The organism is Zavarzinia aquatilis, from assembly GCF_003173035.1.
Taxonomy (GTDB): domain Bacteria; phylum Pseudomonadota; class Alphaproteobacteria; order Zavarziniales; family Zavarziniaceae; genus Zavarzinia; species Zavarzinia aquatilis.
Genome location: NZ_QGLE01000007.1, coordinates 193,437 through 218,144, shown reverse-complemented (window position 1 = coordinate 218,144; position 24,708 = coordinate 193,437). Strand labels below are relative to the sequence as shown.

Genomic DNA, 24,708 nt, shown 5'->3' with positions numbered 1-24,708 from the left:
TCCAACTCCCGCTTTGATGTCCGGTCCGGGCGCGACATTTCGCCCGGGCCACCCCTCGTTAAATTCCGTGCCGTCCGGCGAAGCCCCGGCCAGACCGAATGCGTACATTCGATTGCGACGGTTCGCCAGCCTCAAGTGCATGACAAACCTATCACCGGCAGGGGGCCCGCGAACAGATGTTGCGTCTGGCGCATTATACCGTCCGAAGCGGCAGCACCATTCGCCGCCCGGTTCTTGCGACGTTATGACGCAAAACACAATTGATCCGCGTCATTTTTTGGTCGAAGTCGGAAATCTGCCCCGGACGGGTGACGAAAGCGGCCCGATCCCCCATATTAGGCGCCTTGCCAAGGAGCCTTTGCGATGTCCGAGTCCGACCGTCTGGTGCCCGATGCCCTGTTTTTCGAGCGCGCGGGTCTCGACCCTGCGCGGGTCGAGCGGCTGGTCGACGATGCGCTCGAAGGGGCGGACGACGGCGAACTCTTCCTCGAATACGCCCAGGCCGAATCATATGCCTTTGACGACGGCCGTCTGAAGGCCGCCAGTTTCGATACCTCGCAGGGTTTCGGCCTGCGCGCCGTCGCGGGCGAGGCGACCGGATTCGCCCATGCCGCCGAATTGTCGGAGGACGCCATCGCCCGGGCCGCGCGCACCGTTCAGGCGGTCGCCCGGGGCAATGGCGGGGTGATGGCCGGGCCACCGCCCGGCACCAACGCCAAGCTCTATGTCGAGGACAATCCGCTGTCGGCCGTGCCCTTCGAGGCGAAGACGACGCTGCTCGCCGAGATCGACGCCTATGCAAGGGCGAAGGATCCGCGCGTGCGTCAGGTTTCCGCCTCGCTGTCCGGTTCCTGGCAGGTGGTCGAGATCGTGCGGGCCTCGGGTCTTCGTGTGCGCGACGTGCGTCCGCTGGTCCGGCTCAATGTCTCGGTCGTCGTGGAGGCCAATGGCAAGCAGGAATCCGGCAGCTATGGCGCCGGGGAACGCGGCTTCTACGAGAAATACATGGACCCTGCCCATTGGCAGGGCGCGGTCGACGAGGCCCTGCGTCAGGCGCTCGTCAATGTCGATGCCATCGCGGCGCCCGCGGGCGAGATGCCGGTGGTGCTTGGCTCCGGCTGGCCGGGCATTCTCCTCCACGAGGCGATCGGCCATGGGCTGGAAGGCGATTTCAACCGCAAGAAGACGTCGGCCTTCTCCGGCCTCATGGGCAAGCAGGTCGCGGCCAAGGGCGTTACCGTGGTCGACGACGGCACCCTGCCGGGGCGGCGCGGCTCGCTCACCGTCGATGACGAGGGCACGCCGACCGGACGCACCACGCTGATCGAGGACGGCATCCTGGTCGGCTATCTGCAGGACCGCCTGAACGCCCGGCTGATGGGCATGAAGCCGACCGGCAACGGCCGGCGCCAGTCCTATGCCCATGCCCCGATGCCGCGCATGACCAACACGATCATGCTGGGCGGCAGCGCCACCAAGGACGACATCGTCTCCTCGGTGAAGGACGGGCTCTATGCCGTCAATTTCGGCGGCGGTCAGGTCGACATCACCTCGGGCAAATTCGTCTTCACCTGCACCGAGGCCTATCTGATCCGGAACGGCAAGGTCGGTCCGGCGGTCAAGGGCGCGACCCTGATCGGCAATGGCCCCGACTGCCTGACCCAGGTCCGTGCCGTCGCCAACGACATGGCACTCGACCCCGGCATTGGCACCTGCGGCAAGTCGGGCCAGGGCGTGCCGGTCGGTGTTGGCCAGCCCACCCTGCTGATCGACGGACTGACCATCGGCGGCACCGGCGCCTAATTCGCGGTGATCGCCCGGCGGATCGGGGCAAGCGGGGCGCTGTCGTCGAACAGCACGGCGCCCCCGTCCGACAGGCGCACGCCCAGGGCGGCGAACAGCGCCGGCAGGTCGGTCGGCGACGGGGCGGCCGCCATTTTCGCGTAAAGCGCGGCCAGGACGCCGGTGCCGGTGGCGCGGTCGCCCTCGGCGACGATTTCCTCCATCGACCAATAGGCGGTGTTGCCGCCGCTGGCCCGGTTGATCGCGGTGAAAGCGTCGCGCAAGGACTGGCGGCCGGCGCTCTGCTGGCGGATGGCGATATCGGCCAGCAGGCAAAAGATCGCGCCGCCCCAATAGGTGCGGCCCCAGGTCGGGGTATGGTCGAGGCCGCGGTCACCCGCCTCGGGCTCGCCCCGGGGCATTCCGGTCAGCGCGTCGCGCCAGACCGACTCGGGCGCGATCTGACTGGCGAGCGCGCGCGCCACCGGCTCGACATAGACCGCGCTGCCTTCCAGCAGCCACAGGAAGCGCTCGTCCATCTGCGGCAGGGCCAGATGCACCATCTCGTGAGTCAGCACCCAGTCGCGGGCGAAGGCCTCGTCGCCTGTATCGCGGCCGACGATGACCCGGATGGCGGAGCCGCCAAAGCCGAAGGTGGTTCCCGTCATCACCCGGTCGCCGCCATCGGCGATGACGAGAAGGCCGACGTCGTCGACCGGAAAGCGCCCGAAATAGGTGGTGACGGCACCCGCCGCCCGCTGCACCCAGGTCAGCACGCGGTCGCGGTCAAGGCCTCGGGCGCCATCGGCGAAGACAACGCGAATGCGGCCGCCGCCGCTCTCGACGACGGCATCGGCCGAACGATCGAGCGCGAGGTAGACCCGGCGGGGATCGTCGAAATCGGCCGCGGCCGCGGGCAGGCCGGCCATGAACAGGCCAAGAAGGGCGCCGGCGAGACGCAAAATCATGACAGAAACCCCCCATTTGATCGGCTGGGCAAATCGCGCTGTCAGGTTAAGTTCGTCGGAGAATCGGACGAAGTTCCGCAAGCGGAGGAAAAACATGAACGGCCTGTCCCCCGAAGCCCGGCGTCTTGCCGGTAACGGCGCGCTTGTCATCGCGGCCGGCCTGATCGCCGGTTTCTGCCTCGGTTTCGTCGCCATTGGCGGCTTCATCCTCGACCCGCTGCCGAGTGCGCGTTTCGATTTCCCGGGCAGCGAGAAGGGCTGGCGGGCGATGCACATCGGCAGCCTTTTGAACGGCGTGATGGCGCTCGCCGTGGCCGGCATCATCGACCGCGCCGTCGCCTCGGCCAAGGCCAAGGCCTGGATCGCGAACGGTCTCATCTTCGCCATCTGGGCGAACACGGTGTTCTATCTGTTCGCCAATTTCGCCGCCAACCGGGGCCTGTCGCCCTGGGACAATGCGGCGGGACCGGGCAATCTGGCTGGGCTGATCGCCTTCACCCCGGCGGCCTTCGGGGCCTTCCTGACCCTCATCCTGATGTTGATGTTCGCGAAGAAAGCCTTCAGCGGGCGCTGACGCCGCCGTCGGCACGCCCGGCCGCCGCCGCTTTGGCCAGAAAGCGCGCGCGGCCGGCAGGGCTCGAATTCCGCAAGGGCGCGCAGACCGTGCGCCGCACCGGACCGATGCCGCAGAATTTCAGCACCGTCTGCGTCATCATGCGGTGCCCCGGCGCGCCATAGACCAGCCAGTTGAACCAGCCCGGCGTGTCCAGCGTGACGATCAGCCGGCCGCTGCGGCCTTTCAGCAGCTTGTCGGGCAAGTTCTGGCGCGCATCCCTATAAGCGAAAGCGAAGCCCGGCAGGAAGCAGCGGTCGAGAAAGCCTTTCAGCAGGGCCGGGACTGAACCCCACCAGATCGGATAGACGAAGACCACATGCTCGGCCGCGAGGATCGCCGCGCGGGCGGCTTCGAGGTCGGGCTCCAGCGCCTGCCGGCTGGCATAGCCATGGCGCAGGATGGGATCGAAATCGAGCTCGCCCAGGCGCAGGACCGAGACCTCGGCCCCGGCGGCCCGCGCGCCGTCGGCGTAAGTGTCGGCGAGGGCGGCGCAGAAACTGTCCGCCGACGGATGGCCGAGGATCACGAGGATGCGTCGGCCGGCCATCGCGGTCAGTAGGCGTATTCGGCGAAGAGTTGCCGGATATCGCCGGCCCAGCGCCCGTTGTAGGCGTCGAGCAGGTCGTCCGCCGGGCTCTTGCCGGTTTCGACCGTCTTCTTCAGGACCTGCAGGAACATGGTCTCGTCGCTGCCCATGCCATTGTCGGCCGCGCGCTTGGCGAGGCCCTTCTCGGCGATGTCGACGACCTTCCGCGCGATGTCGAGGACGGTGCCGCCCCGGAACGGCGCCCGCAGGCCAAGGCGCGGCACGGCGGCGCGCAAAGCCTCGCGTTCTTCCGACGTCCAGTCCTTCACGAGGTCAAGGCAGGCTTCGAGCGCGTCGTCGCAATAGATCAGCCCGACCCAGAGCGCGGGCAGGGCGCACAGCCGCTTCCACGGGCCACCGTCGGCGCCGCGCATCTCGATATAGCGCTTCACCCGCGCTTCCGGGAACAGGGTGGTCAGATGGGCCGACCAGTCGCCCAGATGCGGCTTCTCGCCCGGCAGGGCGGGCAGGCGGCCGTCGAGGAAGTCGCGGAACGACTGGCCCGAGGCGTCGATATATTTGCCGTCGCGGTAGACGAAATACATCGGCACGTCGAGCGCCCAGTCGACATAGTGCTCGAAGCCGAAGCCTTTCTCGAAGGCGAAGGGCAGCAGGCCGGTGCGGTCGGGATCGGTATCCGACCAGATGTGGCCGCGATAGGACTGGAAGCCGTTCGGCTTGCCCTCGGTGAAGGGCGAATTGGCGAAGAGCGCGGTCGCGACCGGCTGCAGCGCGAGGGCGACGCGCAGCTTCGCCACCATGTCGGCCTCGGAGCCGAAATCGAGGTTCACCTGCACCGTCGAGGTGCGCAGCATCATGTCGAGGCCGAGGCTGCCCTTCTTCGGCATATAGGACCGCATGATGTCATAGCGGCCCTTGGGCATCACCGGCACGTCTTCCCGCTTCCAGGTCGGCGCGAAGCCGAGGCCGATGAAGCCAAGGCCGAGTTCCCGCGCGACTTCATGCACCTGTTCGAGGTGAACGCCGACCTCGCCGCAGGTCTGGTGGATGCTTTCCAGCGGGGCACCCGACAACTCGAACTGGCCGCCCGGCTCGAGGCTGATCGAGGCGCCGTTCATCTCGAGCGCGATGATATTCTCGCCCTCGTAAACCGGCGCCCAGCCGAACCGGCGCAGGCCTTCGAGCATGGCGCGGATGCCATTGTCGCCGCCGTAAGGAACGGGTCCGAGATCGTTGAGGCGGAAACCGAATTTCTCGTGCTCGGTGCCGATGCGCCATTCGGATTTCGGCTTGGCGCCGCCGGCCATCCATTCGACAAGCTGGCGCCGGCTTTCGATCGGCTCTCCGGCCGCCTGTACACCCGACATGCGCATTCTCCCGCCCAAGCTGGTCTGGTTGACTAGCCGAAAGCCGATCACCCTGTCCAGCATTGCGGGACGCAGGTCCGACATGCGTTTGCCGGCGTAACTTTCTGCGCGGGGTCAGCCCAGCCGCGCCGCCTCAATGAGGGCGAGGGCGGCGATGGCCGCGGTCTCGGCCCGCAGGATGCGCCGGCCGAGGCCGACCGGCCGGACGAAGGGCAGGCGTTTCAGGAGCACGCGCTCGACGGGGTCGAAGCCGCCCTCGGGCCCGATCAGCACCGCGGCCGGCGATTCGCCAAGCCCCTTCGCCGCCTCCAGAAGGGGCGGCACGTTGCCGTCCTCGTCGCAGAAGAACAGGGGCACGGCCGGATCCCAATCGCCCAGCACCTGGTCGAGCTTGCGGATCTCGGCGATCCCGGGGATGGCGAGGCGGCCGCATTGCTCTGCCGCCTCGATCGCATTGGCGCGCATCCGGGCGCCATTGGCCCGGTCGATCACCGTGCGCCGGGTGATCGCGGGGACGAGGCGGGTGGCGCCCAGCTCGGTCGCCTTCTCGGCCACGAATTCGACCTTGGCGCCCCGGATGGGCGCGAAGACGAGCGTGGTTTCCGCCTCGACAGGCTGGGCCGCCAGCAGGTCGAGCGGGGTCAGGGCACCACCCTTCTTGCCGATGCGGCCGAAGGCGGCGCGCCATTCGCCCTCGCGCCCGTTGAAGGCACAGACCTGGTCGCCGTCATCGAGGCGCAGCACGTTGCCGAGATAATGTGCCTGCCCCTCGTCCAGCGCGACCGGCGCGCCCGCGGCCAGCGGGGCATCGACGAACAGGCGGTAGCGGGGGCGGTCATTCATGCGGCGTCACTCGTTTCTTGAGGCAAGGCGACATTGGGGGTAGCACAGCAGGATGAACATGCCCACCGCCCCGATCGCGACTCCCGAGTTGAAGCCGGCGGATGCCGCGCCCAATTCCTGGGTCGACCGCTGTCCGTCCGGCCTTCGTCCCTATCTTCGCCTCGCCCGGGCGGACCGGCCCATCGGCATCTGGCTCCTCATGTTGCCGTGCTGGTGGTCGACGGCGCTGGCGGCACCGGCCGGCCGGCTGCCGGATGTCGGCCTGCTGATCCTGTTCTTCATCGGCTCGGCGGTGATGCGGGGCGCGGGCTGCACCCTCAACGATATCGCCGACCGGGATATCGACGCGCAGGTGGCGCGGACAAGGGGGCGGCCGCTGCCGTCGGGCGCCGTCGGGGTGAAGGCGGCCTTCGCCTTCCTCGGGCTGCAGGCGCTGGCCGGGCTCGGCGTGCTGCTGACCCTGAATGGCTTCACGATCTGGCTCGGCATCGCCTCGCTGGTGCCAGTCGCGGTCTATCCCTTCATGAAGCGGATCACCTATTGGCCGCAGGCCGTGCTCGGCATCGCCTTCAACTGGGGCGCGCTGGTCGGCTGGTCGGCGGTGCGGGGCGATCTGGGCTGGCCCGCCATCCTGCTCTATCTCGCCGGCATCCTGTGGACCCTCGGCTACGACACGATCTATGCCCATCAGGACAAGGAGGACGATGCCGTCGTCGGCGTGAAGTCGACGGCGCTGCGCCTCGGGGCGAAGACGCGGGGCTTCCTGTGGGCGGTCTATGGCGGCATGGTGGTGCTGGTCGGCATTTCGGGCGCGCTGGTCGGGTTGGGCTGGCCGTTCTGGCTCGGTCTCGCGCTGTGCGCGGCTCATCTGGCCTGGCAGGCGGCGGTGACCGATTTCGACGACGGGGCGGAATGCCTCGCCAAATTCAAGGCCAACGCGCGCATGGGCTTCCTGCTCTTCCTCGCGATCGCGGCCGGGCAATATCTGGCGTGAGGGGGACGGCATGGCCAAGGCATTGACGGTCAGCGAGGCAGGCCTCGCTCAGGCGATCACCGCCCGTCAGCACCATATGACGGCGGACGAGCCGATCCCGGCCGGCGGCACCGACACGGGGCCGGCACCTTACGAAGTGCTGATGGCGGCGCTTGGCGCCTGCTCGTCGGCGACCCTGCGGCTCTATGCCGACCGCAAGGGCTGGACCCTCGGCCGGATCGAGGTGCTTTGCGTCTTCGCCCGGGACGACGCGGGGGTGGAGAGCATCCACCGGACCGCGAAGCTGGGCGCGCCGCTCGGGGAAGAGCAGCGCGCCCGCCTGGCCGAGATCATCGAGAAGACACCGGTCACCAAGACCCTGAAACGCTCGATGACCATCACGACCGAGTTCGTCTGAGCCCCGTCGATCCCTAGACCCGCTTCTCCTTCAGCGACGGCAGGAACACCGTCAGGATGCCGAGGGCGGGCAGGAACGAGCACAGGTGATAGACATACTGGATGCTGGTCGCATCGGCGATCTGGCCAACCACCGCCGCGCCGATCCCGCCGAGGCCGAAGGCGAAGCCGAAGAACAGGCCCGCCACCAGACCGACCCGGCCCGGCATCAATTCCTGGGCATAGACGATGATCGCCGAGAAGGCGGACGACAGGATCAGGCCGATCAGCACGGAGAGCACCGAGGTCCAGAACAGGTCGGCATAGGGCAGGGCCAGCGTGAAGGGCAGCACGCCGAGGATCGAGCCCCAGATGACATACTTCCGGCCGATGCGGTCGCCGATCGGGCCACCGGCGATCGTTCCCACCGCGACGGCGCCAAGGAAGACGAAGAGGCGCAGCTGCGCTTCCTCGACGCTGACGCCGAAACGGTCGATCAGGAAGAAGGTGTAGTAGCTCTGGAAGCTCGACATATAGATGAACTTCGAGAACATCAGGGTGATCAGCACCGCCATGGCGCCAACAACGCGGGCATTGGACAGGGCGATGCCGTTGACCGCCGCGCGCTGGGGCTTGCCCCCCGCGAGGCGGCGCGGGCCATACCAATTGCCGACCCGCCACAGCACGGTCATGCCCAGCAGGGCGACGGCGGCGAACCAGGCGACCGCGCTCTGGCCGTTGGGCAGGATGATGAAGGCGGCGGCCAGCGGCCCCAGCGCCGTGCCGGCATTGCCGCCGACCTGGAACAGCGACTGGGCAAGACCATGCTGCCCGCCCGAGGCGAGGCGGGCGACGCGCGACGATTCCGGGTGGAAGATCGACGAGCCGGAGCCGAGCAGGGCCGCCCCGGCGAGCAGCATCGGATAGCTCCACGCCTGCGAGATGAGGGCGAGGCCGCACAGGGTCAGGCCCATGCCGACCACCAGCGAATAGGGCTTGGGGTGCCTGTCGGTATAGATGCCGACGAAGGGCTGCAGGATCGAGCCGGTGACCTGGAAGGTGAAGGTGACGAGGCCGATCTGCCCGAAGTCGAGGGCGAAATTATCCTTCAGCATCGGATAGATCGCCGGCAGCGTCGCCTGCATCAGGTCGTTCAGCATGTGGCAGAAGCTGATCGCCAGCAGGATGGCGTAGGTGGTGCCTGCGGCCGAGGACGGCGGCCGGCCGGCGGCGGTGATGCTTGTGTCGCTCATCTGTTTTCCCTGGCGGCGCCAGCGCCGCCTCGTTCCGTGTGATCAGAGCTTGATCCTATGGTATTTGTTTTGACCTGCCATCGCAGGCGGGTCGATCATTTTCGTGAGTGGGCCATGGTCCGGAATGTCAGGGCTGCAGAATTCGAAACCGTGCCCAGGGCGGTTGTCGCCGTCGGCAACGATTATTCGGCCGGCTTCGAAGTGGCGCCGCACAAGCATCGGCGGGGCCAGCTGCTTTATGCGACCTGCGGCGTGATGCTGGTCGGCACCGCCGCGGGCACCTGGCTGGTGCCGCCGGACCAGGCGGTATGGATCCCGCCCTGGACCGTGCATTCCATGCGCTCGACCGGCGCGCGGCTCGGCACCCGCAACCTGTTCATCGAGCCGGGCGCCATCGACGGCCTGCCCGAGGATTGCCGCGTGGTGCGGATCACACCGCTGATGCGGGCCCTCGTGCTCGAGGCCGTGGACCTGCCCCTCGAATACGAGGCGGATGGCCGGGGTGGGCTGATCATGAACCTGCTGCTGCACGAACTCCGCAGCCTGCCGGTGCAGCCGATGAACCTGCCCATGCCCGCCTCGGGACTGCTGGCCGACCTGTGCCATGAATTCGCGCTGGCACCCGATCCGCACGCGACCATCGACGACTGGTGCGGCCGCCTCGCCATGAGCCGGCGCAGCTTCACCCGGGCCTTCCGGACGGAAACCGGCCTCAGCTTCGCCCAGTGGCGCCAGCGCGCCTGTCTTTTCGCTGCCATGCCGCGTCTTGGCCGGGGGGAGGCGGTGACCAGCGTCGCGCTCGACCTCGGCTATGACAGTGTCGCCGCCTTCACCACCATGTTCCGCCGCCTGCTGGGCGATGCACCCAGCCGCTATTTCCGTCAGGTCGCGGACGGGCATTGGCCGGCGGCGCAGGCGTGATAGTCTCCGGCCCCCGCCACGGACGACCCCCGCAACGGACCACCGAGCCATGCCCTATAAATCTCTTCGCGACTTCATCGAACGGCTGGAAGCCTCGGGCCGCCTCGTCCGGGTGACCGAGCCGGTCTCGACCGTGCTCGAAATGACCGAGATTCAGACCCGGTTGCTGGCCGAGGGCGGCCCGGCCGTGATCTTCGAGAAGCCGATCCGGGCCGATGGCACGATGTCGCCCTATCCGGTGCTGGTCAATCTGTTCGGCACGGTCGAGCGTGTCGCCTGGGGCATGGACCGCGAGCCGCACGAACTCCGCGAAGTGGGCGAGACCCTGGCCTTCCTGAAGCAGCCGGAGCCGCCGGGCGGTTTCCGCGAGGCCTGGGCCATGCTGCCCCTGGTCAAGACCGTGATGGCGATGAAGCCGAAGACCGTGGGCAGCGCGCCGGTGCATGAGGTCGTGCTGACCGGCGACCAGATCGACCTCGCCGACCTGCCCATCCAGTCCTGCTGGCCGGGGGAGCCGGCGCCGCTGATCACCTGGCCGCTCGTCGTCACCAAGGGCCCCGGCGACGGGCGGGAAGACAGTTTCAACCTCGGCATCTACCGGATGCAGGTGACGGGGCGGAATACCACCCTGATGCGCTGGCTGAAGCATCGGGGCGGGGCGCAGCACTATCGCCGCTGGGCGGCGGAAAAGCGCGAGCCCCTGCCGGCGGCCGTGGTGCTGGGCGCCGATCCGGGCACGATCCTCGCCGCCGTGACGCCGGTGCCCGATACCCTGTCGGAATATCAGTTCGCCGGCCTGCTGCGCGGCCAGAAGGTCGAGCTGGTCGACTGCAAGACCGTGCCGCTGAAGGTGCCGGCGCAAGCGGAAATCGTCCTCGAAGGTTACGTCAGCCTCGATGATTTCGGCGACGAGGGGCCTTACGGCGATCACACCGGTTACTACAATTCGGTGGAACCCTTCCCGGTCTTCACGGTGACGGCGATCACCCGCAGGCGTAACCCGATCTATCTCTCGACCTTCACCGGAAGGCCGCCGGACGAGCCGAGCGTGCTGGGCGAGGCGCTGAACGAAGTGTTCATCCCGCTGCTTGTCCAGCAATTCCCGGAAATCGTCGACTTCTGGCTGCCGCCCGAAGGTTGCAGCTACCGGATCGCCGTCGTCTCGATGAAGAAGGCTTACCCGGGTCACGCCAAGCGCGTGATGATGGGGGTGTGGTCGTTCCTGCGCCAGTTCATGTACACGAAATGGGTGATCGTCGTCGACGACGACATCAACGCCCGCGACTGGAAGGATGTCATGTGGGCGATCTCGACCCGCATGGACCCGGTGCGCGACGTGACCCTGATCGAGGGTACGCCGATCGACTATCTCGACTTCGCCTCGCCGGAATCCGGCCTTGGCGGCAAGGTCGGGCTGGACGCCACCAACAAATGGCCGCCCGAGACCAAGCGCGAATGGGGCACCCAGATCCGCATGGAGCAGAAGGTGATCGACCGCGTCTCGTCGATGTGGGACCGCCTCGGCCTGCCGGGCAGCGGCGCGTCGATCTGGAAGTAGGCGGACCCGGGTCCGGAGGCCGCCAGCCATGCGAACGGGGGCGCCGGCGGTCGCCGAGGGGGCATTGGTCTCCTCCGGCGCGGGCCGCTAGATTGTCGGCCCTTGTCGTGTTGCGTCCGGGCGTTCGGCCGGAGGTCATCTGAGGCGGTCTTCTGTCATGGTCGTCAATACTCGCCGGCTCGCCGTTTCGGCCGCCTTCGGCGCGGCCGGCATCGGCCTCGGGGCCTGGGGCGCCTGTCTGCCCCTGATCAAGCAGGGGCTGGCGCTGTCCGACGGCGAACTCGGCTCCGCTCTCCTGTGTTTCGCGCTCGGGGCGATGCTGGTGATGCCGGTGATCGGGCGGCTTGCGGTCCGCGTGGGCGGCGGGCTGCTGGGCCTTGTGGGCGGCTGCGGTTTCGCCCTCGCGCTGATGGCGACGGCTCAGGCCCCCGGCCTTGCCGTGCTCGCCGCCTGCATCCTGCTGATGGGCCTTTGTTTCGGCGCCCTCGACGTCGCGATGAACCTGCTTGCCGCCGCGGTGGAGCGGGCCGCGCAGGTCCCGATCATGGCCTCGTTCCACGCCGCTTACAGCATTGGCCTGCTCGGCGGGGCGATTCTGTCCGGGGCGCTGTTCGGTGCGGGCTTCGGCGCGGCGGGCACGCTGTTCGTCGCCTGCGCGCTGATCTTCGCCATTTTCGCCATCGCCGGCCTCGCCATGCGGCCCATCGCCATCGTGGGCGAGGGGGGCGGCAGCGGCGCGCCGCGGCGCCAGCTGCTGCGCGATCCGGTGGTGCTGGCCATGGGTGGCCTCGCTTTTCTCGCCTTTTTCGTCGAAGGGGCGATGGCCGATTGGGCGGCGATCTATGTCGTGCAGCAGGTCGGGCTGGACAGCGGCGGCGGCGCGGTCGCCTTCTCGCTCTTCGCCGCGGCGATGGCGGTGGGCCGCATAGGCGGCGGGCGGCTGCAGCGGGCGCTCGGCCCGGTCGCGACCATTGGCCTCAGCGCCATCCTCGCCATCCTTGGCCTTGGCGCCGCCGCCGCCTTTCCCGCGGCTTTCGTCGTCTTGCCGGCCTTCGCGCTGGTCGGCTTTGGCATCGCCAACATCATCCCCGTCGTCTTTTCGGCCGCCGGCCGGCAGGGCGGCGACCGCGCGACCCGGATTTTTCCCGCCGTGGTCGGCATCGGCTATGTCGGGGTCATGGTCGGGCCGCCGGTGATCGGCGCCATCGCGGAACATTTTACCTTGCGCGGCAGCCTGTTCGTGCTCGTGCTGGCGCTGTCCGTGGTGCTGCTGTTCCGGCGCCGCGTGGCGTGATGCCGGCCGTGGCCGCAAATCTGTCGGGAATTTGGTGCCCCAGGTCGGACTCGAACCAACACGCCGTTGCCGGCAACAGATTTTGAGTCTGCCGCGTCTACCATTCCGCCACTGGGGCACAGGGACGGCGCTTCGGGCTGGTAGTGTCCCGAAAGCGAGGCGCGATCATAGCGAGCCGGGCCGGCGGGTCAATCGTCTTGGCGCCCCCTTTTTCGGCTGCTATATGGGGTTGTGGGGTGCCGCCATGAACAGCTTCGGTATTGTATTTGCTGGGTTGAGAAGGCTTGCCGCGCGCGGTCTGGTCGGGCTTGTCGTCGCCCTGCTGCTCGGGGCGGCGCCGCTGCGGGCGGAGCCGGCGCTGTGGCGCCTGACCGACAGCGATTCGACGGTCTATCTGTTCGGCACCATCCATGTCCTTCGTGCCGACACCGACTGGATGAGCCCCCGCATCCGCGAAGCCTTCGAGGGCGCGGATCGCCTGTGGCTGGAAACCGAGACCGGGGCCGGCCTCGGCATGATGATGCCGCTCATGCGCTATGGCATGGACTGGAAAGTCTCGCTCGCCAGCCGTCTCGGGCCCGAGGACACCGCCCGCCTGACGGCCATCGCGGTCAAGGCGGGCATGTCCCCCGCCACCTTCCGTTACATGCGGCCCTGGCTGGTCGCCTTGACGCTCGCCACGGTGCCGATGGCGGACAAGGGGTTCAACAGCACCGAGGGCGCCGACGTGACCTTCGAGCACGAGGCCACGGCGATGAAGAAGCCGATCCACCGGCTGGAGACTGTCAGCCAGCAATTGCGCATCTTCGCCGATCTGCCGCCAGATGAGGAAATGGCCATGCTGCGCGATGCGATCGACGCACTGTCGGCGTCGCAAGATGGCCGGGGCGACAAGGGCGACGAGGGCGCGGGCGACATCGACATCGGCGACATGATCGACGCCTGGATGGCCGGCGATGTCGAGCGTCTGGGCGGTCTTGTCCAGCGAGATGCCATGGCGGGTTCGGCGTCGCTCTACGATGCGCTGTTCACCCGCCGCAACAAGGAATGGGTGCAGCAGATCAAGGCCATCATGGACGGCTCGGGCAGCGATTTCATCGCGGTCGGCGCCGGTCATCTGGCGGGGCCGGACAGTGTCATCGCCGGGCTCGCCGCGCTCGGCATCATCGCGGAAAGACTTTAGCCCGCGGCGCGCGGCTGCTATGACCGGCAGGGTTGGGCGCGCAATTCGAGTGGGAGCACGGACTTGAGCGGATCATCTGCCCCCGCCATCGGCGGGGCACGTCTCGGTGGCCTCGTCGTCGCGGCGGGATCGGCGGCGCTGTTGGGCGGCGCCCTGGGCTTCCAGTATCTGGGCGGGCTTTATCCTTGCGAGCTGTGCATGTGGCAGCGCTGGGCCCATGTCGCGGCGCTGGCGGCGGGTCTGCTCGCCCTGATCTTCCGGGGCGGCCTGGCCCGGGCGGGCTTCGCCCTCGCGGTTCTCGCCCTGCTGGCGGGGGCCGGCATCGCCGTCTTCCATGCCGGGGTGGAGCAGCAATGGTGGCAGGGCCTGACCGCTTGCGGCGGCGCGACCGCCACGGGTTCGGCCGCGGATCTGCTGCAGGCGGTCGAGACGGCGCCCATCGTTCGCTGCGGCGATATCGCCTGGTCGCTCTTTGGCCTGTCGATGGCGGCGTGGAACGCGCTGATGTCCGCCGGGCTCGCCGCGCTCGCCCTGGCGGCGGCGCGGCGGCGCTGACCCTCAGGCTTCCGGTGCCGCGTCCGGCGTTTCCGGCAGCATGAAATGGCCATGGGCGGTGGCGATCGGCCGGGTCGGGTCGTCCTGCCAGGCCTCGACCCGGACGTTGGCGACTCGCCGGCCGTGCTTCGCGACGATGGCGCGGGCGAAGGTGTCGCGTGGCCGGCCGGAGCGCAGATAGTCGATGGTGATGTCGATGGTCTTCGGCATCCCGGGGCCGGCCATGTCGGCCAGCAACTGGGCGATCGCCGTCATTTCGAGAAAGGCGCCGATGGTGCCACCGTGCAGGGCGGGCAGGCGTGGATTGCCGATCAGATGGTCGGCATAGGGCATCCGGGCGACGATCTTGCCGTCGTCGCCGGTGGTCGCGCCGATGCCGAGCAGACGGGCGAAGGGAATCGCCTGCAGCAGGCGCTCCAGCGTGTCGTTGTTCAGGGGCACGAGCGGGGGAAGGGGGGCGCGATCAGGCATTCTGCGCAACCTCGCTGGCGATGCCGCGGTTGATCGGGGCCTTGTTGGCGCCGAGCATGAAGGTGGCGACCGCATGAGCGACCGCCCTGTCCTTGTCGCCATGATGGGCGAGGGCGCGGACGAAGGCGATGCTGCGGGTCGAGCGATAGACCTCGGCGTCGACGATCACCGTCTCGCCCGGGGTCGCGGGCCGCAGATAGTCGATGCGCAGGTCCAGCGTCGCGATGCTGATCATCTTGGTCAGCGAACAGATGACGGCGGTGCCGCAGGCGGCGTCGATCAGGGCGGTGATCATGCCACCGTGCAGGATGCCGCTGCGCGGATCGCCCACCAAATCCTCGCGCCAGGGCAGGGTCAGGGTGGCGCGGGCCGGACCCACGCCCGCCACGCTCATGCCGGTCGCCATGGAAAACGGGATCGCGCTGAGCAGAACCTGCAGGTTGTCGCCGATCAATTCGCCGATCAGCTTGGGCGTATCGTCACTCATCGCCTTTGTCCTGCCTCTGCCCGGCGTCCTTGCCGCCCTTTTCCCCACTCCGCCCCATGATGCGGTCGAGCAGCATCGCGAGTTTCTCGATGTCGCGGTCCCGGATGTTGATGTCCGATTGCGGGAAGGGAATCTCGATGTCGCGTTCGCGGAAAATGCGCTCGACAGCGAACATCAGCTCGGTACGCACGGCAAGGCTTTCCTCGACATTGGCGACGAAGCAGCGCAGTTCGAAATCGAGCGTGCTCGCGCCGAAATTCTGGAACAGCACCCGGGGCTTGGGGAAGGACAGCACCGCCTTGTGGGCGGCCGCGACCTCGAACAGGACTTTTTCCACCATGGCGGGGTCGGTGCCATAGGCGACGCCGACCGGAATGTCGACCCGGCCCATCTTGTTGTGCAGCGTGTAATTGACGATCGACTGCGAGATCAATTCGCCATTGGGCACGATCACGGTCGCCCGCTTGAAGGTCTCGATCTCGGTCGCGCGCACGTTGATGCGCTTCACGACCCCCTCGTTGCCGCCGATGATCACCCAGTCGCCCACTTTGACCGGCCGCTCCACGAGGACGATCAGGCCCGAGATGAAGTTGTTCACGATGTTCTGCAGGCCAAAACCGATACCGACCGAGAGGGCGCCGGCGATGATCGCGATGTTGGAGAAGTCGATGCCGGCGACCGAAACCGCGATCAGGATGCCGATGGTGGTGCCGACATAGCCCGCCGCCGACTTGATCGAATTCTGCACCCCGGTATCGAGCCTCGTCTGCGGCAGCAGCCGGCGCTCGAGCAGGCCCTGCACCATGCGCGTCAGACGCAGCGCGACGATGAAGATGACGATGGCGAGCAGGATATCGGTGAAGGAAATGGTGAAATTGCCGATATGGACGCCGGAAATGCCGGTCTCGAAGAAGGCGGCGATATCGTCCCGGGGCACGCCCGCGCTCGGCAGGAACAGGGTGAACAGCGCGCCCGCGAGGACGACGTTGAAGAAGCCCGTGATCCAGAAATGGGCAATGCCGCCGCCTTCGTCGGAAAAGCCGAGCGCGGCCCTGACCTTGCGCAGCGAGCCGCCCTGCGCGTTCAGCATCGCCGCCGTCAGTTCGCCGACAATGGTCGAAAGCGCGGAGAACAGGCCGAACAGCAGGCCCGCCAGGATGATGTTGCGGGCGATATAGTCCGACAGATTATAATAGCCGGCGGCCGCGGTCACCGGAATGGCGAGCACGAGCAGGCGCAGCAGTCGCCGCGCGGTCGCGTATTTCCGCGGATCGACCACTTCGCCGCCCGTCGCCTCGATCGAGATCGACGCTTCGCTGCGGCGCCAGGCCCGGTCGCCCAGCATGGGCCACAGGCCGAAGGCGAGGGTGCCGTTCATGAAGACATTGACGATGGTGCGGAAGGCATCGCCCGCGCCGCCCAGATGAAAGCCGATCCAGATGAAGCTGTTGAGGCCGAGAATGACGGCGAGGAATTTCAGCCGTGCGTCCAGCGTGTCGGCGCTTTCCTCCGACAGGCGGGCGACGCGCCATTGCGGCAGATGCGGCTGCAGCGCGACATGCGAGAAGCCGGCGATGACGAAATAGAGCGACAGGCCGACGGCGAGGCCGCGCGCCAGCTCTTCGATCCCGCCGAAGAGCAGGCCATGAACTTCGAGCGAGCCATAGATGGAGGCGATGGCCAGAACCGGGATGGCGCAGGAGGCAAGGCCCGCCGCCGTCGCCGCCAGCACGCGGCGGCCGTAGGGCGGCGCTTCCTGGTCGATGCGCGGGCCACCCTTGCGCAGCAGCCAGCGCCGGATCGGCCAGCCCATCACGGTGGCGAAGGCGATGACGAGGACGACGGTCGGCCAGGCGGCGGCGACCTTATCGGGCGTGCCCTCGCTTTCCCACCATTGGCGCGGGGTATCGGCGATGGCGGCGAGCGCCTCCATGGTCTGGGGCAGGCCTTCGCGCCACAGGTCGAGCGAGAAGGGCGAGGTTTCCCGCGCCAGGATGCGGGCGGCGAGACGCTGGCGCGCGGTCTCGACGACGATGCCGAGCACGGATTCGGCCCTGGTGGCGATCACCTGCGCGCGCTTGGCCCTGCCGTCGAGATCGGCGATCTCGCCGTTCAGGCTGGCCCGCTGGCGGGCCACCTCGGGCGCTTCCTTGGCGGTGTCGTCGGCCGGCGGCGGGCCGAGGGCGTCGAGCAGCTGGCGCTTGTCGGCGAGGGCGGCATTGGCGAGATCGGCGAGGGCCTTGGCCGCGGTCACGGTCGCGTCGACCTCGCGGCGCAATTCGGTCAGATCCTGGTCGGACAGGTCGCCGGAGCCGATCTGCTTCTCGATATCGTCGAGCTGGCCGCTCCAGGTCGCGATCTGGCTGGTGACCTGACGGCCGTCGGTCGGCATGGGGGCGCCGGCCAGCGGCTTGTCGGCGCTGTCCTGGGCGCGGAGCGGCGCGGTGCCGGCGAGGGCCGCCAGCAGCGCGAACACGAGGAGGATGGCGCGGGACGTCGGACGGAACATCGGACGGGACATGGACGACTTTCGGCGGATCTCGGGCGCGACACTAGCGAGGCGGGGCCGGGGCGACAAGCGATGGCTGATTTGCACGTTTTGCTGGCCTTCGGAATGCGCTATCGGAAGCAAGGCCGAACAGCGCGAAAGACGCGGCACGGCGAGAGAAGGAGAGGAAACATGGGCGAAACCACGGCTCAATTCGGGCGCATCAGTGTCGAGCGGCGGGAAGGCGTGCTGCTGATCGGTCTCGACCGGCCGGAGAAGCGCAACGGCCTGACACCGGAAATGTTCGTCGCGCTGAACGAGGCCTATACGCTGCTGGAGGACGACGACGACCTTCTCGTCGGCATCCTCCATGCCCATGGCGAGCATTTCACCGGCGGCATCGACCTGCCGCGCTTCGCCGCGGCCATGGCGAAAGGCGGTGACCTGCCCCATGCCCCGGACAAGGTCGATGCCTTTGCCCTGCGCGGCCGGCCGCGCAGCAAGCCGGTGATCGCCGCGGTGAAGGGCATCTGCTTCACCGCCGGCATCGAGTTGATGCTGGCGGCCGATATCGTCGTCGCCGGCAGCGACTGCCGCTTCGCCCAGATCGAGCCGAAGCGCGGCATCATGGCGACGGGCGGCGCCACCTTCCGCTTCGTCGAGCGGGCGGGCTGGGGCAATGCCATGCGCTGGCTGTTGACCGGCAGCGAATTCGGCGCCGAGGAGGCGCGCCGCATCGGTTTCGTCCAGGAGATCGTGCCCGCGGCCGAAGTCCTGGACCGCGCGCTGGCCATCGCGGGGGAAATCACCGACAAGGCGCCGCTCGCGGTTCGCGCCACGAGGGGCAGCGCCCTGACCTATGCGACGGAAGGTCAGGCGGCAGCCATCGCCGCCTTCGGCGCCGTGCAGCAACGCCTCGCCACCAGTGCCGATGCCCGCGAAGGCGTGCAGTCCTTCATCGAAAAGCGACCGCCCCGTTTCACCGGCAGGTGAGGCGGGAGCGTATCCGTTTGACGGCAGCGTCATTTTCGGGAACATGATGCCGGGCCGAAGGGCTGGGCTTCGCCGTCGCGGGCGGGGCAGGTATCATTTTTCGCGACAAGCTGCCCGGCAAACGGGCCAAGGGCGCCGGCAAAGGGGCCGTGGGGGTTGAAGTGTTGATTGCGCGTAGCGCCGGGGGTGCGATGAGGGGACTGGAACTCGACGAGGACGATCTGGGGGACGAGGGCGAGGATGCGCTGTTGGCCGGCAAGAGGGCCGCGACCAAGGCGCTGAACCGTTCGCAGATCCTGGCCGCCGCGCGCGAGGTCTTCGCCGAACTCGGCTATGAGGGGACGACGGTGCGCGACATCATCCGTCGTACCTCGCTCGCGTCCGGCACCTTCTACAATTATTTCCCGACCAAGGAAGCGGTGTTCCGCGCCGTGGTCGAGGACAGCGCCCGCCGGGTCCGCCAGCGCCTGCGCGCCGACCGCCGTTCGGCCCAGAGTTTCGAGGCCTTCTGCTACGGCGCCTTCACCACCTATTTCCGCTATGTCGTCGACGACCGGCCGACCTACGACCTGATCCGGCGCAACGTGGCCGCCATCGCGACCGTGTTCGAGAGCCCGGAGCTGGCCGAGGGCCGCGACGAACTGCGCGAGGATCTGGCGGAAGCGGTCGAGCGCGGCCTGCTGCCGCCGGGTACCGACGTCGACCTGCTGACCCTGACCGTGCATGGCATCGCCGTGAACCTCGCGGCGCGGCTGATCGAAAGCGGCGGCAGCGATGTCGCTCACACCGCCCGTTTCGCCACCGATCTGCTGGTCGGCGGCGCGGCGCGCACGGTCGACCGCGGCTGACCGATCGCGGATCGAAACCAGAGACAACAGAGGGGACCGGGACGTGGGTATCCGCCGCTTTATCGAAAAACTGCTGGTCACGCTGCTGGTGCGGCTGCCCCGGCGCTGGCTGTTGTGGCTGTCGGGGAGCCAGCCGCGCCAGCTCGAGGGCAAGACCCTCGACGCGCAGGTGCAATTCCTGATGGCCCTCGCCGCCAAGCGGCCGACCATCGACAAGCTGCCGCTTGATGCCGGGCGGCAGATGTATCGCGACATGACCTACAGCTTCGGCGGTCGCAAGCGCCAGATGTCGCGGGTCGAGGAGCGCCGGGCCCCCGGGCCGGCGGGCGACGTGCCCATGCGCCTCTATGTCCCTGAAGGCCTGCCGGCCGGTCCGGCGCCCATGCTGGTCTTCTTCCACGGCGGCGGTTTCGTCATTGGCGATATTCCGTCCTATGACCTGACCTGCCGCTACATCGCCGATGTCGCGCGCTGCCAGGTGCTGTCGGTCGAATACCGGCTGGGGCCGGAACATGTCTATCCGGCGGCGATCGACGATTGCGTCGCCGCGTGGCGCCACATCAGCGGGAATCCGGCCGATTTCGGCGCCGATCCGGCGCGGATTGGCGTCGCGGGCGACAGCGCGGGGGGCCACCTCTCGGCGGTCGTCTGCCAGCAGGCCAAATGGTATGGCCTGCCGCTGCCCTGCCATCAGGTGCTGATCTATCCGGTGGTCGACATCTCGCGCGAGCGGCCGTCGCACCAGACCTATGGCGAGGGCTTCCTGCTGACCCGGGACCTGATGCACTGGTTCATGGCCAAATTCCTGCCCGACTGGGTGGACCGCACCGATCCCCGGGTCTCGCCGCTGCTGTGGCAGGACAAGTCCGGCCTGCCGCCGGCGACCGTGGTTGTCGCCGGCTTCGATCCGCTGCAGGACGAGGGCCGGGACTATGCCGAAGCCCTGAAGGCGGCGGGCGTTCCCGTCACGCTTCTGTCCTGCGACAGTCTGATCCACGGTTTCATCTCGATGCCGGGCGTGGTCGAGGCGGCGGACAAGGCCCTGCAGGACATCTGCGCCGAGACCCGCAAGGGCCTCGCCGCGTAAAATCAGCGCCGGCCGTTACTGGCCGGCGCCAAATGTCCAGCCCACGGCGACGCCGACCGCGACTTCCGACAGGTCGACGTCGGCGTTGCCCCCGGCGAAGGCGGGCGGGATCGAATTCTCGCCCTCGAGGGTGACCTTGGGGGCGTAGAAGCCGAAGGCACTGATCTCGAGGCCGCCGTCGCTGTTCCAGGTCGCGCCCAGGGTGAAATGGTGCCGGACGACGCCGGGCGCCAGGATGTTGAAGAAGGTCTGGTCTTCAGGGATGGGCTGGGTGACATAGGCCCAGCCGCCGCGGACCTGCCAGTTCGGGTTCAGCCGGTAATTGGCGCCCAGGCGGAAGACGGTGACATCGTCCCAGCCAAAGCCGGGGCCGTTGTCGGCGCCGAGCGGCACGCCCGCGAACAGGCTGTTCACCGGATTGCCCACCGCCCCGACATCGGAATATTCGATCCGCTGGACCTCACCCGTGACGTCGAGGCCATAGGGCGCCTTCAGCGTGAAGCCGATGCCGTAGTTGGCCGGCAGGTCGAAATCGCCCTGATCGGCGAAGAGGCCGGCATATTTGTCGAATTCCTGCATCCAGGTCTTCGACTGATAGACCGCGCCGATGGTCAGCCAGGGCGTGATCTCGCCCAGATAACCGATCTTCACCCCGGCGCCGAACGAATGGTCGGTGCCCTGGTCCGAGACATGGGCCGGGTCCTGCGAGTAGCCGGCGAAGAGGCCGATGCCCTTCGCCTCGAAACGCTGATAGGCGATGTTCAGCGACACGCCCACGGAATGGCCGGGCACGGGCTGCCAGGCGATGCTGGGGGCAAGAATGGCCTGCTCCAGATTGACCCCGGCCGATCCGGTGGCGCCGAAGCGGCCGAAGGGATTGCGGCCATAATCCGTGTTCATGCCGCCGTTGCCGTAAAGCGCGATGCCGGCGGCCAGCGTGTCGCTCAGCCGGCGGACATAGCCCGCCTCCGGGATCAGGAAATTCTCGGTATCGTTGCCATCGAAGCTCTCGTCCGGGCCGGCGAAATTGCCCGAGAAGGCGGCATTACGGTCCGGCCGGAACAATTCGATGCCGATATCGGCCCGATTGCCGAGGCTGAAGGCCGAGGCGGGATTGGCGCCGATCGCCACGCTGTCCTTGGGGTAGGCGATGGCGGCACCGCCGGCACCCTTGGCCTGGATGCCGATGCCATGGTCGAAGTAACCGACGGTGGCGCTCGCGGGGGTGGCGGCCCCGATGGCCGCGGCGGCGAAGCCGGATGCCGCGATGCGGCGGGTCAGCGGGGAGGGGCGAAACATGGTGAAACTCCGACGAGAAACAAGGATGACGCCCGTCACGCAGGCGCGGACATCACGGCGTCGAAGCTGGCCAGGCAGGGATGGCCTGTAATGTCGTGTGTTTAATAGAGTGATACATAATTTATCAGTCAATAAAAATATAATAACTGGAGTATAGTGTTATATATATGCGCCGAAAATGCCTCACCGCTGTGGCGAGGTCTTATTGCGGCAGGAGTTCGGACGTGTAGCCGGCGGCGTAATAGGTGGCGAGGCCGATCCACTCTCGCAGCGCGCGGGTGGATTGCACCAGGGTCTGGCCGAAGTTCAGCGGCTGCCAGGGGCTGTCGGGGCCGAAGGTGACCGGGTCGACGGGCCAGGGCAGCACGGTCCAGCCGCCGAGGCGGAAGATGCCGACGGCGCGCGGCATATGCATGGCGCCGGTCACCAGTACCCAGGGTTTCTGTGCGTAATCGGCGCCGGCCAGCTTGCGCGCCTCGATCTCGTTTTCGCGGGTATTGCGCGAATTGGGGTCGAAGCGAATGCGCGAGACATCGAAGCCCATGCCGGTCAGGAGTTCGGCGACGAAGGGCGCCTCGGTCTTCTCGACGCTGCCGAGGCCGCCATAGCCACCGGCGAAGATGATCGGCGCCTGCGGGTAGCGGTGGGCGAGGGTGACGAGGGCGGTGATGCGGTCGGGATCGTCGGCGACGATCGGCATGTTCCAGGCAACGGAACGATCGGTGTCGAGCGAGCCGCCGAGCACCACGATGCCGCCGATTTCCGCCGGCAACTCCGTATGGGGCGGGAAGCGGGTCTCGAGAGCGAGGGCGGCATAGGGGCCGGCGGGCGTCGCGGCGGCGAGCAGCAGCACAGCGCCCGCGCTCCACAAGGCCGCCGCCGCGAGCCGGCGCCAGCGCAGAAGCCGGGTGACGAGGGCGATCGCCGCCAGCAGGCAGGCGAGGTTGAGCGGCGCGGCGAGAAGCCAGAACACTTTGGCGAGGATAAAGAACATGGGATCAGGCCTTGCGGAAGACGAGGGCGGCGGTCCAGCCGATGCCGACCGCGATGGCGATGGCGGCGAGACCGTAGAGCGCGGGGTAATTCATGGCCGATTTGTAGATCCAGCGCTCCAGCCCGGTCTTGTCGACGAAGAGCGCGGAGGAATTGGCGCCGACCAGGTCGCCATCGCTGAACAGATAGATTTCGGCCTTGTAGCTGCCGACGGGGACATTGGACGGGAACTGGAATTCCGCCCGGAACAGGTTGGGGCCGACGAAGGTGACCGGCGACATGGGGCTGGCATAAAGCCCCTGACCGAGTTTCAGGCGCCGGATGGCGGCACGGAAGTCCGGGGTCTCGGGCTTTTCCTCCTCGGCGCCATTCGCGCTGCGCTCGCGCAGTTTCAGGTCGTCGAGGCCGATCTGATGCCGCGCGAAGTCCGCCCCGGCGTCGATCTCGGCCAAGGGCCTCGTCGCGGCGACGGCATAGAAGGCGGGGACCCCCTCGAAGGCGAGGGCTTCGTTGTTCACCCAGATGCCGAAGACCCGCTCCTTCTTGCGCACGCGGATCGACTGGTCGGGCCCGCGCAGCACGACGACGACATCGCGCTTGCCCGGGCCGTCCGGCACCACCGCGCCAAAGACGAGGATGGACGAGCCGGTAAAGCTCGAGGTGATGGCGATCAGGCGCTGGGACAGGTCGGTCATCAGGCTGTCCGCCCGCGCGGCGGCGGGCGCCAGCAACAGGGCGCAGAACAGCAGAGCGGCGCGGCGCGTCAAGGCCGGCCCCCGATCAGGCTGAGGGAGTAGAGTTCGGCGGGTGCCGCCAGGAGGTCGGCGGCGAGGCGGATGCCGACCGCGAGCACGAGAAGGCTGAGGAGGACGCGCAGCTGCTCGCCCTTCAGACGGACCGAGACTCTGGTGCCGAACTGCGCCCCGACGACCGAGCCGACCAGCAGGATCATGGCCAGCAAGATGTCGACCGACTGATTGGCCCAGGCCTGCAGGAAGGTGACGGAAGAGGTCACGAAGATGACCTGGAACAGCGAGGTGCCGATGACGACCTGCGTCGGCATCCCGAGGATATAGATCATCGCCGGCACCAGGATGAAGCCGCCGCCCACGCCCATGATCGCCGACAGGATGCCGATCAGGAAGCCCACGCTCATGGGCACGAGGGCGCTGATATAGAGCCGCGACTTGCGGAAACGCAGCTTCAGCGGCAACCCGTGCAGCCAGCTGTGCTGGTGCAGCTTGCGCCGCCGCGCGGTGCCCCGGCGCTGCTTCCACAACGCGCCCGCGCTTTCGATGAACATCAGGCTGCCGATGGTGCCGAGAAAGATCACATAGGATATGGCGACGACGACATCGACCGTGCCGGCCTTGCGCAGGGCGGCGAAGGCCCAGGAGCCGAGGCCGGAGCCGATGAGGCCGCCCGCGGTCAGCACGAGCCCCATGGGCACGTCGACCGTGCCGCGCCGCCAATGGGCGATCACGCCCGAGACCGAGGTGGCGACGACCTGCTGCGCGCCGGTGCCGACGGCGACCGGTGCCGGCACGCCGATGAAGATCAGCAGGGGCGTGATCAGGAAGCCGCCGCCGACGCCGAACAGGCCCGACAGGAAACCGACCGCACCGCCGAGACCGAGGAGCAGGAAAACGTCGACCGACAACTCGGCAATAGGCAGGTAGATCTGCATTCCTGGACTCGGGGCCATCTGAGCATCGCGGTCCGCCGGATTATGCGGGCGCGCGCAGCGGGTGGCCAGCGCGATCGCCACGCCGCCGGGTGTTCGGTA

Annotated in this window: 24 protein-coding genes and 1 tRNA gene; 12 read left to right on the top strand and 13 right to left on the bottom strand. The window is 67.9% G+C overall.

Features of this window, described 5'->3' with window-relative positions:
- Positions 1 to 363 precede the first annotated feature (363 nt).
- Positions 364 to 1,803 (top strand): metalloprotease TldD, encoded by a 1,440-nt coding sequence (gene tldD, locus DKG74_RS13655; RefSeq protein ID WP_109906706.1) that lies wholly within the window; start codon positions 364 to 366, stop codon positions 1,801 to 1,803.
- Here the strand turns inward: tldD and DKG74_RS13650 are convergent.
- Positions 1,800 to 2,750, bottom strand: coding sequence for a hypothetical protein (locus DKG74_RS13650; RefSeq protein ID WP_109906704.1), 951 nt, complete (start codon positions 2,748 to 2,750; stop codon positions 1,800 to 1,802). The genes tldD and DKG74_RS13650 overlap by 4 nt on opposite strands.
- Before the next feature lie 94 nt (positions 2,751 to 2,844).
- On the opposite strand from DKG74_RS13650, the gene DKG74_RS13645 reads away from it, so the two are divergent.
- Complete coding sequence (locus DKG74_RS13645) at positions 2,845 to 3,324, top strand: styrene oxide isomerase (protein WP_109906702.1); 480 nt, start codon at positions 2,845 to 2,847, stop codon at positions 3,322 to 3,324.
- Here the strand turns inward: DKG74_RS13645 and DKG74_RS13640 are convergent.
- The 3 genes from DKG74_RS13640 to DKG74_RS13630 form a co-directional block, all read right to left on the bottom strand.
- A complete protein-coding gene (locus tag DKG74_RS13640) occupies positions 3,311 to 3,913 on the bottom strand; it encodes an NAD(P)H-dependent oxidoreductase (RefSeq protein ID WP_109906700.1) in 603 nt (200 codons plus the stop codon). The two genes, DKG74_RS13645 and DKG74_RS13640, sit on opposite strands and share 14 nt — an antisense overlap.
- Before the next feature lie 5 nt (positions 3,914 to 3,918).
- Entirely contained in the window at positions 3,919 to 5,280 is a 1,362-nt protein-coding gene (locus DKG74_RS13635) for a glutamate--cysteine ligase (RefSeq protein ID WP_109906698.1), read from the bottom strand.
- 114 nt (positions 5,281 to 5,394) lie between these two features.
- Positions 5,395 to 6,123, bottom strand: a complete 729-nt coding sequence (locus DKG74_RS13630; protein ID WP_109906696.1) for a 16S rRNA (uracil(1498)-N(3))-methyltransferase — start codon at positions 6,121 to 6,123, stop codon at positions 5,395 to 5,397.
- 58 nt (positions 6,124 to 6,181) lie between these two features.
- Here DKG74_RS13630 and ubiA point away from each other — a divergent pair, with 58 nt between their 5' ends.
- Positions 6,182 to 7,117 carry a 4-hydroxybenzoate octaprenyltransferase gene (ubiA, locus tag DKG74_RS13625; protein ID WP_109906765.1) on the top strand — a complete coding sequence of 312 codons (936 nt, stop codon included), beginning with the start codon at positions 6,182 to 6,184 and terminating at the stop codon, positions 7,115 to 7,117.
- A gap of 10 nt (positions 7,118 to 7,127) precedes the next feature.
- Positions 7,128 to 7,514, top strand: a complete 387-nt coding sequence (locus tag DKG74_RS13620) for an OsmC family protein (RefSeq protein WP_109906694.1) — start codon at positions 7,128 to 7,130, stop codon at positions 7,512 to 7,514.
- A gap of 13 nt (positions 7,515 to 7,527) precedes the next feature.
- Here the strand turns inward: DKG74_RS13620 and DKG74_RS13615 are convergent, their stop codons facing one another.
- Entirely contained in the window at positions 7,528 to 8,745 is a 1,218-nt protein-coding gene (locus tag DKG74_RS13615; RefSeq protein WP_109906692.1) for an MFS transporter, read from the bottom strand.
- A 114-nt stretch (positions 8,746 to 8,859) separates the two neighbouring features.
- On the opposite strand from DKG74_RS13615, the gene DKG74_RS13610 reads away from it, so the two are divergent.
- The 3 genes from DKG74_RS13610 (at position 8,860) to DKG74_RS13600 (ending at position 12,518) form a co-directional block, all read left to right on the top strand.
- The gene (locus DKG74_RS13610; RefSeq protein ID WP_109906690.1) at positions 8,860 to 9,666 is read left to right on the top strand and encodes an AraC family transcriptional regulator; all 807 of its coding nucleotides are present in this window, start codon (positions 8,860 to 8,862) and stop codon (positions 9,664 to 9,666) included.
- A gap of 49 nt (positions 9,667 to 9,715) precedes the next feature.
- On the top strand, positions 9,716 to 11,224 hold the full coding sequence (locus DKG74_RS13605; RefSeq protein WP_109906688.1) for a UbiD family decarboxylase: 1,509 nt from the start codon (positions 9,716 to 9,718) through the stop codon (positions 11,222 to 11,224).
- Between the two features lie 157 nt (positions 11,225 to 11,381).
- Positions 11,382 to 12,518 (top strand): MFS transporter, encoded by a 1,137-nt coding sequence (locus DKG74_RS13600; protein ID WP_109906686.1) that lies wholly within the window; start codon positions 11,382 to 11,384, stop codon positions 12,516 to 12,518.
- 32 nt (positions 12,519 to 12,550) lie between these two features.
- Here DKG74_RS13600 and DKG74_RS13595 read toward each other — a convergent pair.
- Positions 12,551 to 12,636 (bottom strand) — tRNA-Leu (locus DKG74_RS13595).
- 126 nt (positions 12,637 to 12,762) lie between these two features.
- Between DKG74_RS13595 and DKG74_RS13590 the strand changes: the two genes are divergently transcribed.
- Both DKG74_RS13590 and DKG74_RS13585 read left to right on the top strand, forming a co-directional pair.
- On the top strand, positions 12,763 to 13,701 hold the full coding sequence (locus DKG74_RS13590; RefSeq protein ID WP_165837676.1) for a TraB/GumN family protein: 939 nt from the start codon (positions 12,763 to 12,765) through the stop codon (positions 13,699 to 13,701).
- 63 nt (positions 13,702 to 13,764) lie between these two features.
- On the top strand, positions 13,765 to 14,256 hold the full coding sequence (locus DKG74_RS13585) for a disulfide bond formation protein B (RefSeq protein ID WP_243404132.1): 492 nt from the start codon (positions 13,765 to 13,767) through the stop codon (positions 14,254 to 14,256).
- Positions 14,257 to 14,259: 3 nt separating this feature from the next.
- Here the strand turns inward: DKG74_RS13585 and DKG74_RS13580 are convergent, their stop codons facing one another.
- Genes DKG74_RS13580 through DKG74_RS13570 form a run of 3 tightly spaced genes read right to left on the bottom strand, consistent with a single transcriptional unit; the run spans position 14,260 to position 17,735 of the window.
- A complete protein-coding gene (locus DKG74_RS13580; protein ID WP_109906682.1) occupies positions 14,260 to 14,727 on the bottom strand; it encodes a PaaI family thioesterase in 468 nt (155 codons plus the stop codon).
- Positions 14,720 to 15,214: a PaaI family thioesterase gene (locus DKG74_RS13575; RefSeq protein WP_109906680.1), complete on the bottom strand. Its 495-nt coding sequence runs from the start codon at positions 15,212 to 15,214 to the stop codon at positions 14,720 to 14,722. The genes DKG74_RS13580 and DKG74_RS13575 overlap by 8 nt, the downstream gene beginning before the upstream one ends.
- On the bottom strand, positions 15,207 to 17,735 hold the full coding sequence (locus tag DKG74_RS13570) for a mechanosensitive ion channel domain-containing protein (RefSeq protein WP_109906678.1): 2,529 nt from the start codon (positions 17,733 to 17,735) through the stop codon (positions 15,207 to 15,209). The genes DKG74_RS13575 and DKG74_RS13570 overlap by 8 nt, the downstream gene beginning before the upstream one ends.
- A gap of 159 nt (positions 17,736 to 17,894) precedes the next feature.
- Here DKG74_RS13570 and DKG74_RS13565 point away from each other — a divergent pair, with 159 nt between their 5' ends.
- The 3 genes from DKG74_RS13565 (at position 17,895) to DKG74_RS13555 (ending at position 20,630) form a co-directional block, all read left to right on the top strand.
- On the top strand, positions 17,895 to 18,695 hold the full coding sequence (locus DKG74_RS13565) for a crotonase/enoyl-CoA hydratase family protein (protein WP_109906676.1): 801 nt from the start codon (positions 17,895 to 17,897) through the stop codon (positions 18,693 to 18,695).
- A 191-nt stretch (positions 18,696 to 18,886) separates the two neighbouring features.
- Complete coding sequence (locus DKG74_RS22065; protein WP_207779351.1) at positions 18,887 to 19,543, top strand: TetR/AcrR family transcriptional regulator; 657 nt, start codon at positions 18,887 to 18,889, stop codon at positions 19,541 to 19,543.
- A 43-nt stretch (positions 19,544 to 19,586) separates the two neighbouring features.
- Complete coding sequence (locus tag DKG74_RS13555; protein WP_165837675.1) at positions 19,587 to 20,630, top strand: alpha/beta hydrolase; 1,044 nt, start codon at positions 19,587 to 19,589, stop codon at positions 20,628 to 20,630.
- 15 nt (positions 20,631 to 20,645) lie between these two features.
- Here DKG74_RS13555 and DKG74_RS13550 read toward each other — a convergent pair whose 3' ends face one another.
- The 4 genes from DKG74_RS13550 to DKG74_RS13535 form a co-directional block, all read right to left on the bottom strand.
- Complete coding sequence (locus DKG74_RS13550) at positions 20,646 to 21,929, bottom strand: OmpP1/FadL family transporter (protein WP_109906672.1); 1,284 nt, start codon at positions 21,927 to 21,929, stop codon at positions 20,646 to 20,648.
- A gap of 202 nt (positions 21,930 to 22,131) precedes the next feature.
- Positions 22,132 to 22,923: a YdcF family protein gene (locus DKG74_RS13545; protein WP_109906670.1), complete on the bottom strand. Its 792-nt coding sequence runs from the start codon at positions 22,921 to 22,923 to the stop codon at positions 22,132 to 22,134.
- Between the two features lie 4 nt (positions 22,924 to 22,927).
- A complete protein-coding gene (locus DKG74_RS13540; protein ID WP_109906668.1) occupies positions 22,928 to 23,689 on the bottom strand; it encodes a TIGR02186 family protein in 762 nt (253 codons plus the stop codon).
- The gene (locus DKG74_RS13535; protein ID WP_109906666.1) at positions 23,686 to 24,609 is read right to left on the bottom strand and encodes a sulfite exporter TauE/SafE family protein; all 924 of its coding nucleotides are present in this window, start codon (positions 24,607 to 24,609) and stop codon (positions 23,686 to 23,688) included. The genes DKG74_RS13540 and DKG74_RS13535 overlap by 4 nt, the downstream gene beginning before the upstream one ends.
- Positions 24,610 to 24,708: the final 99 nt, after the last annotated feature.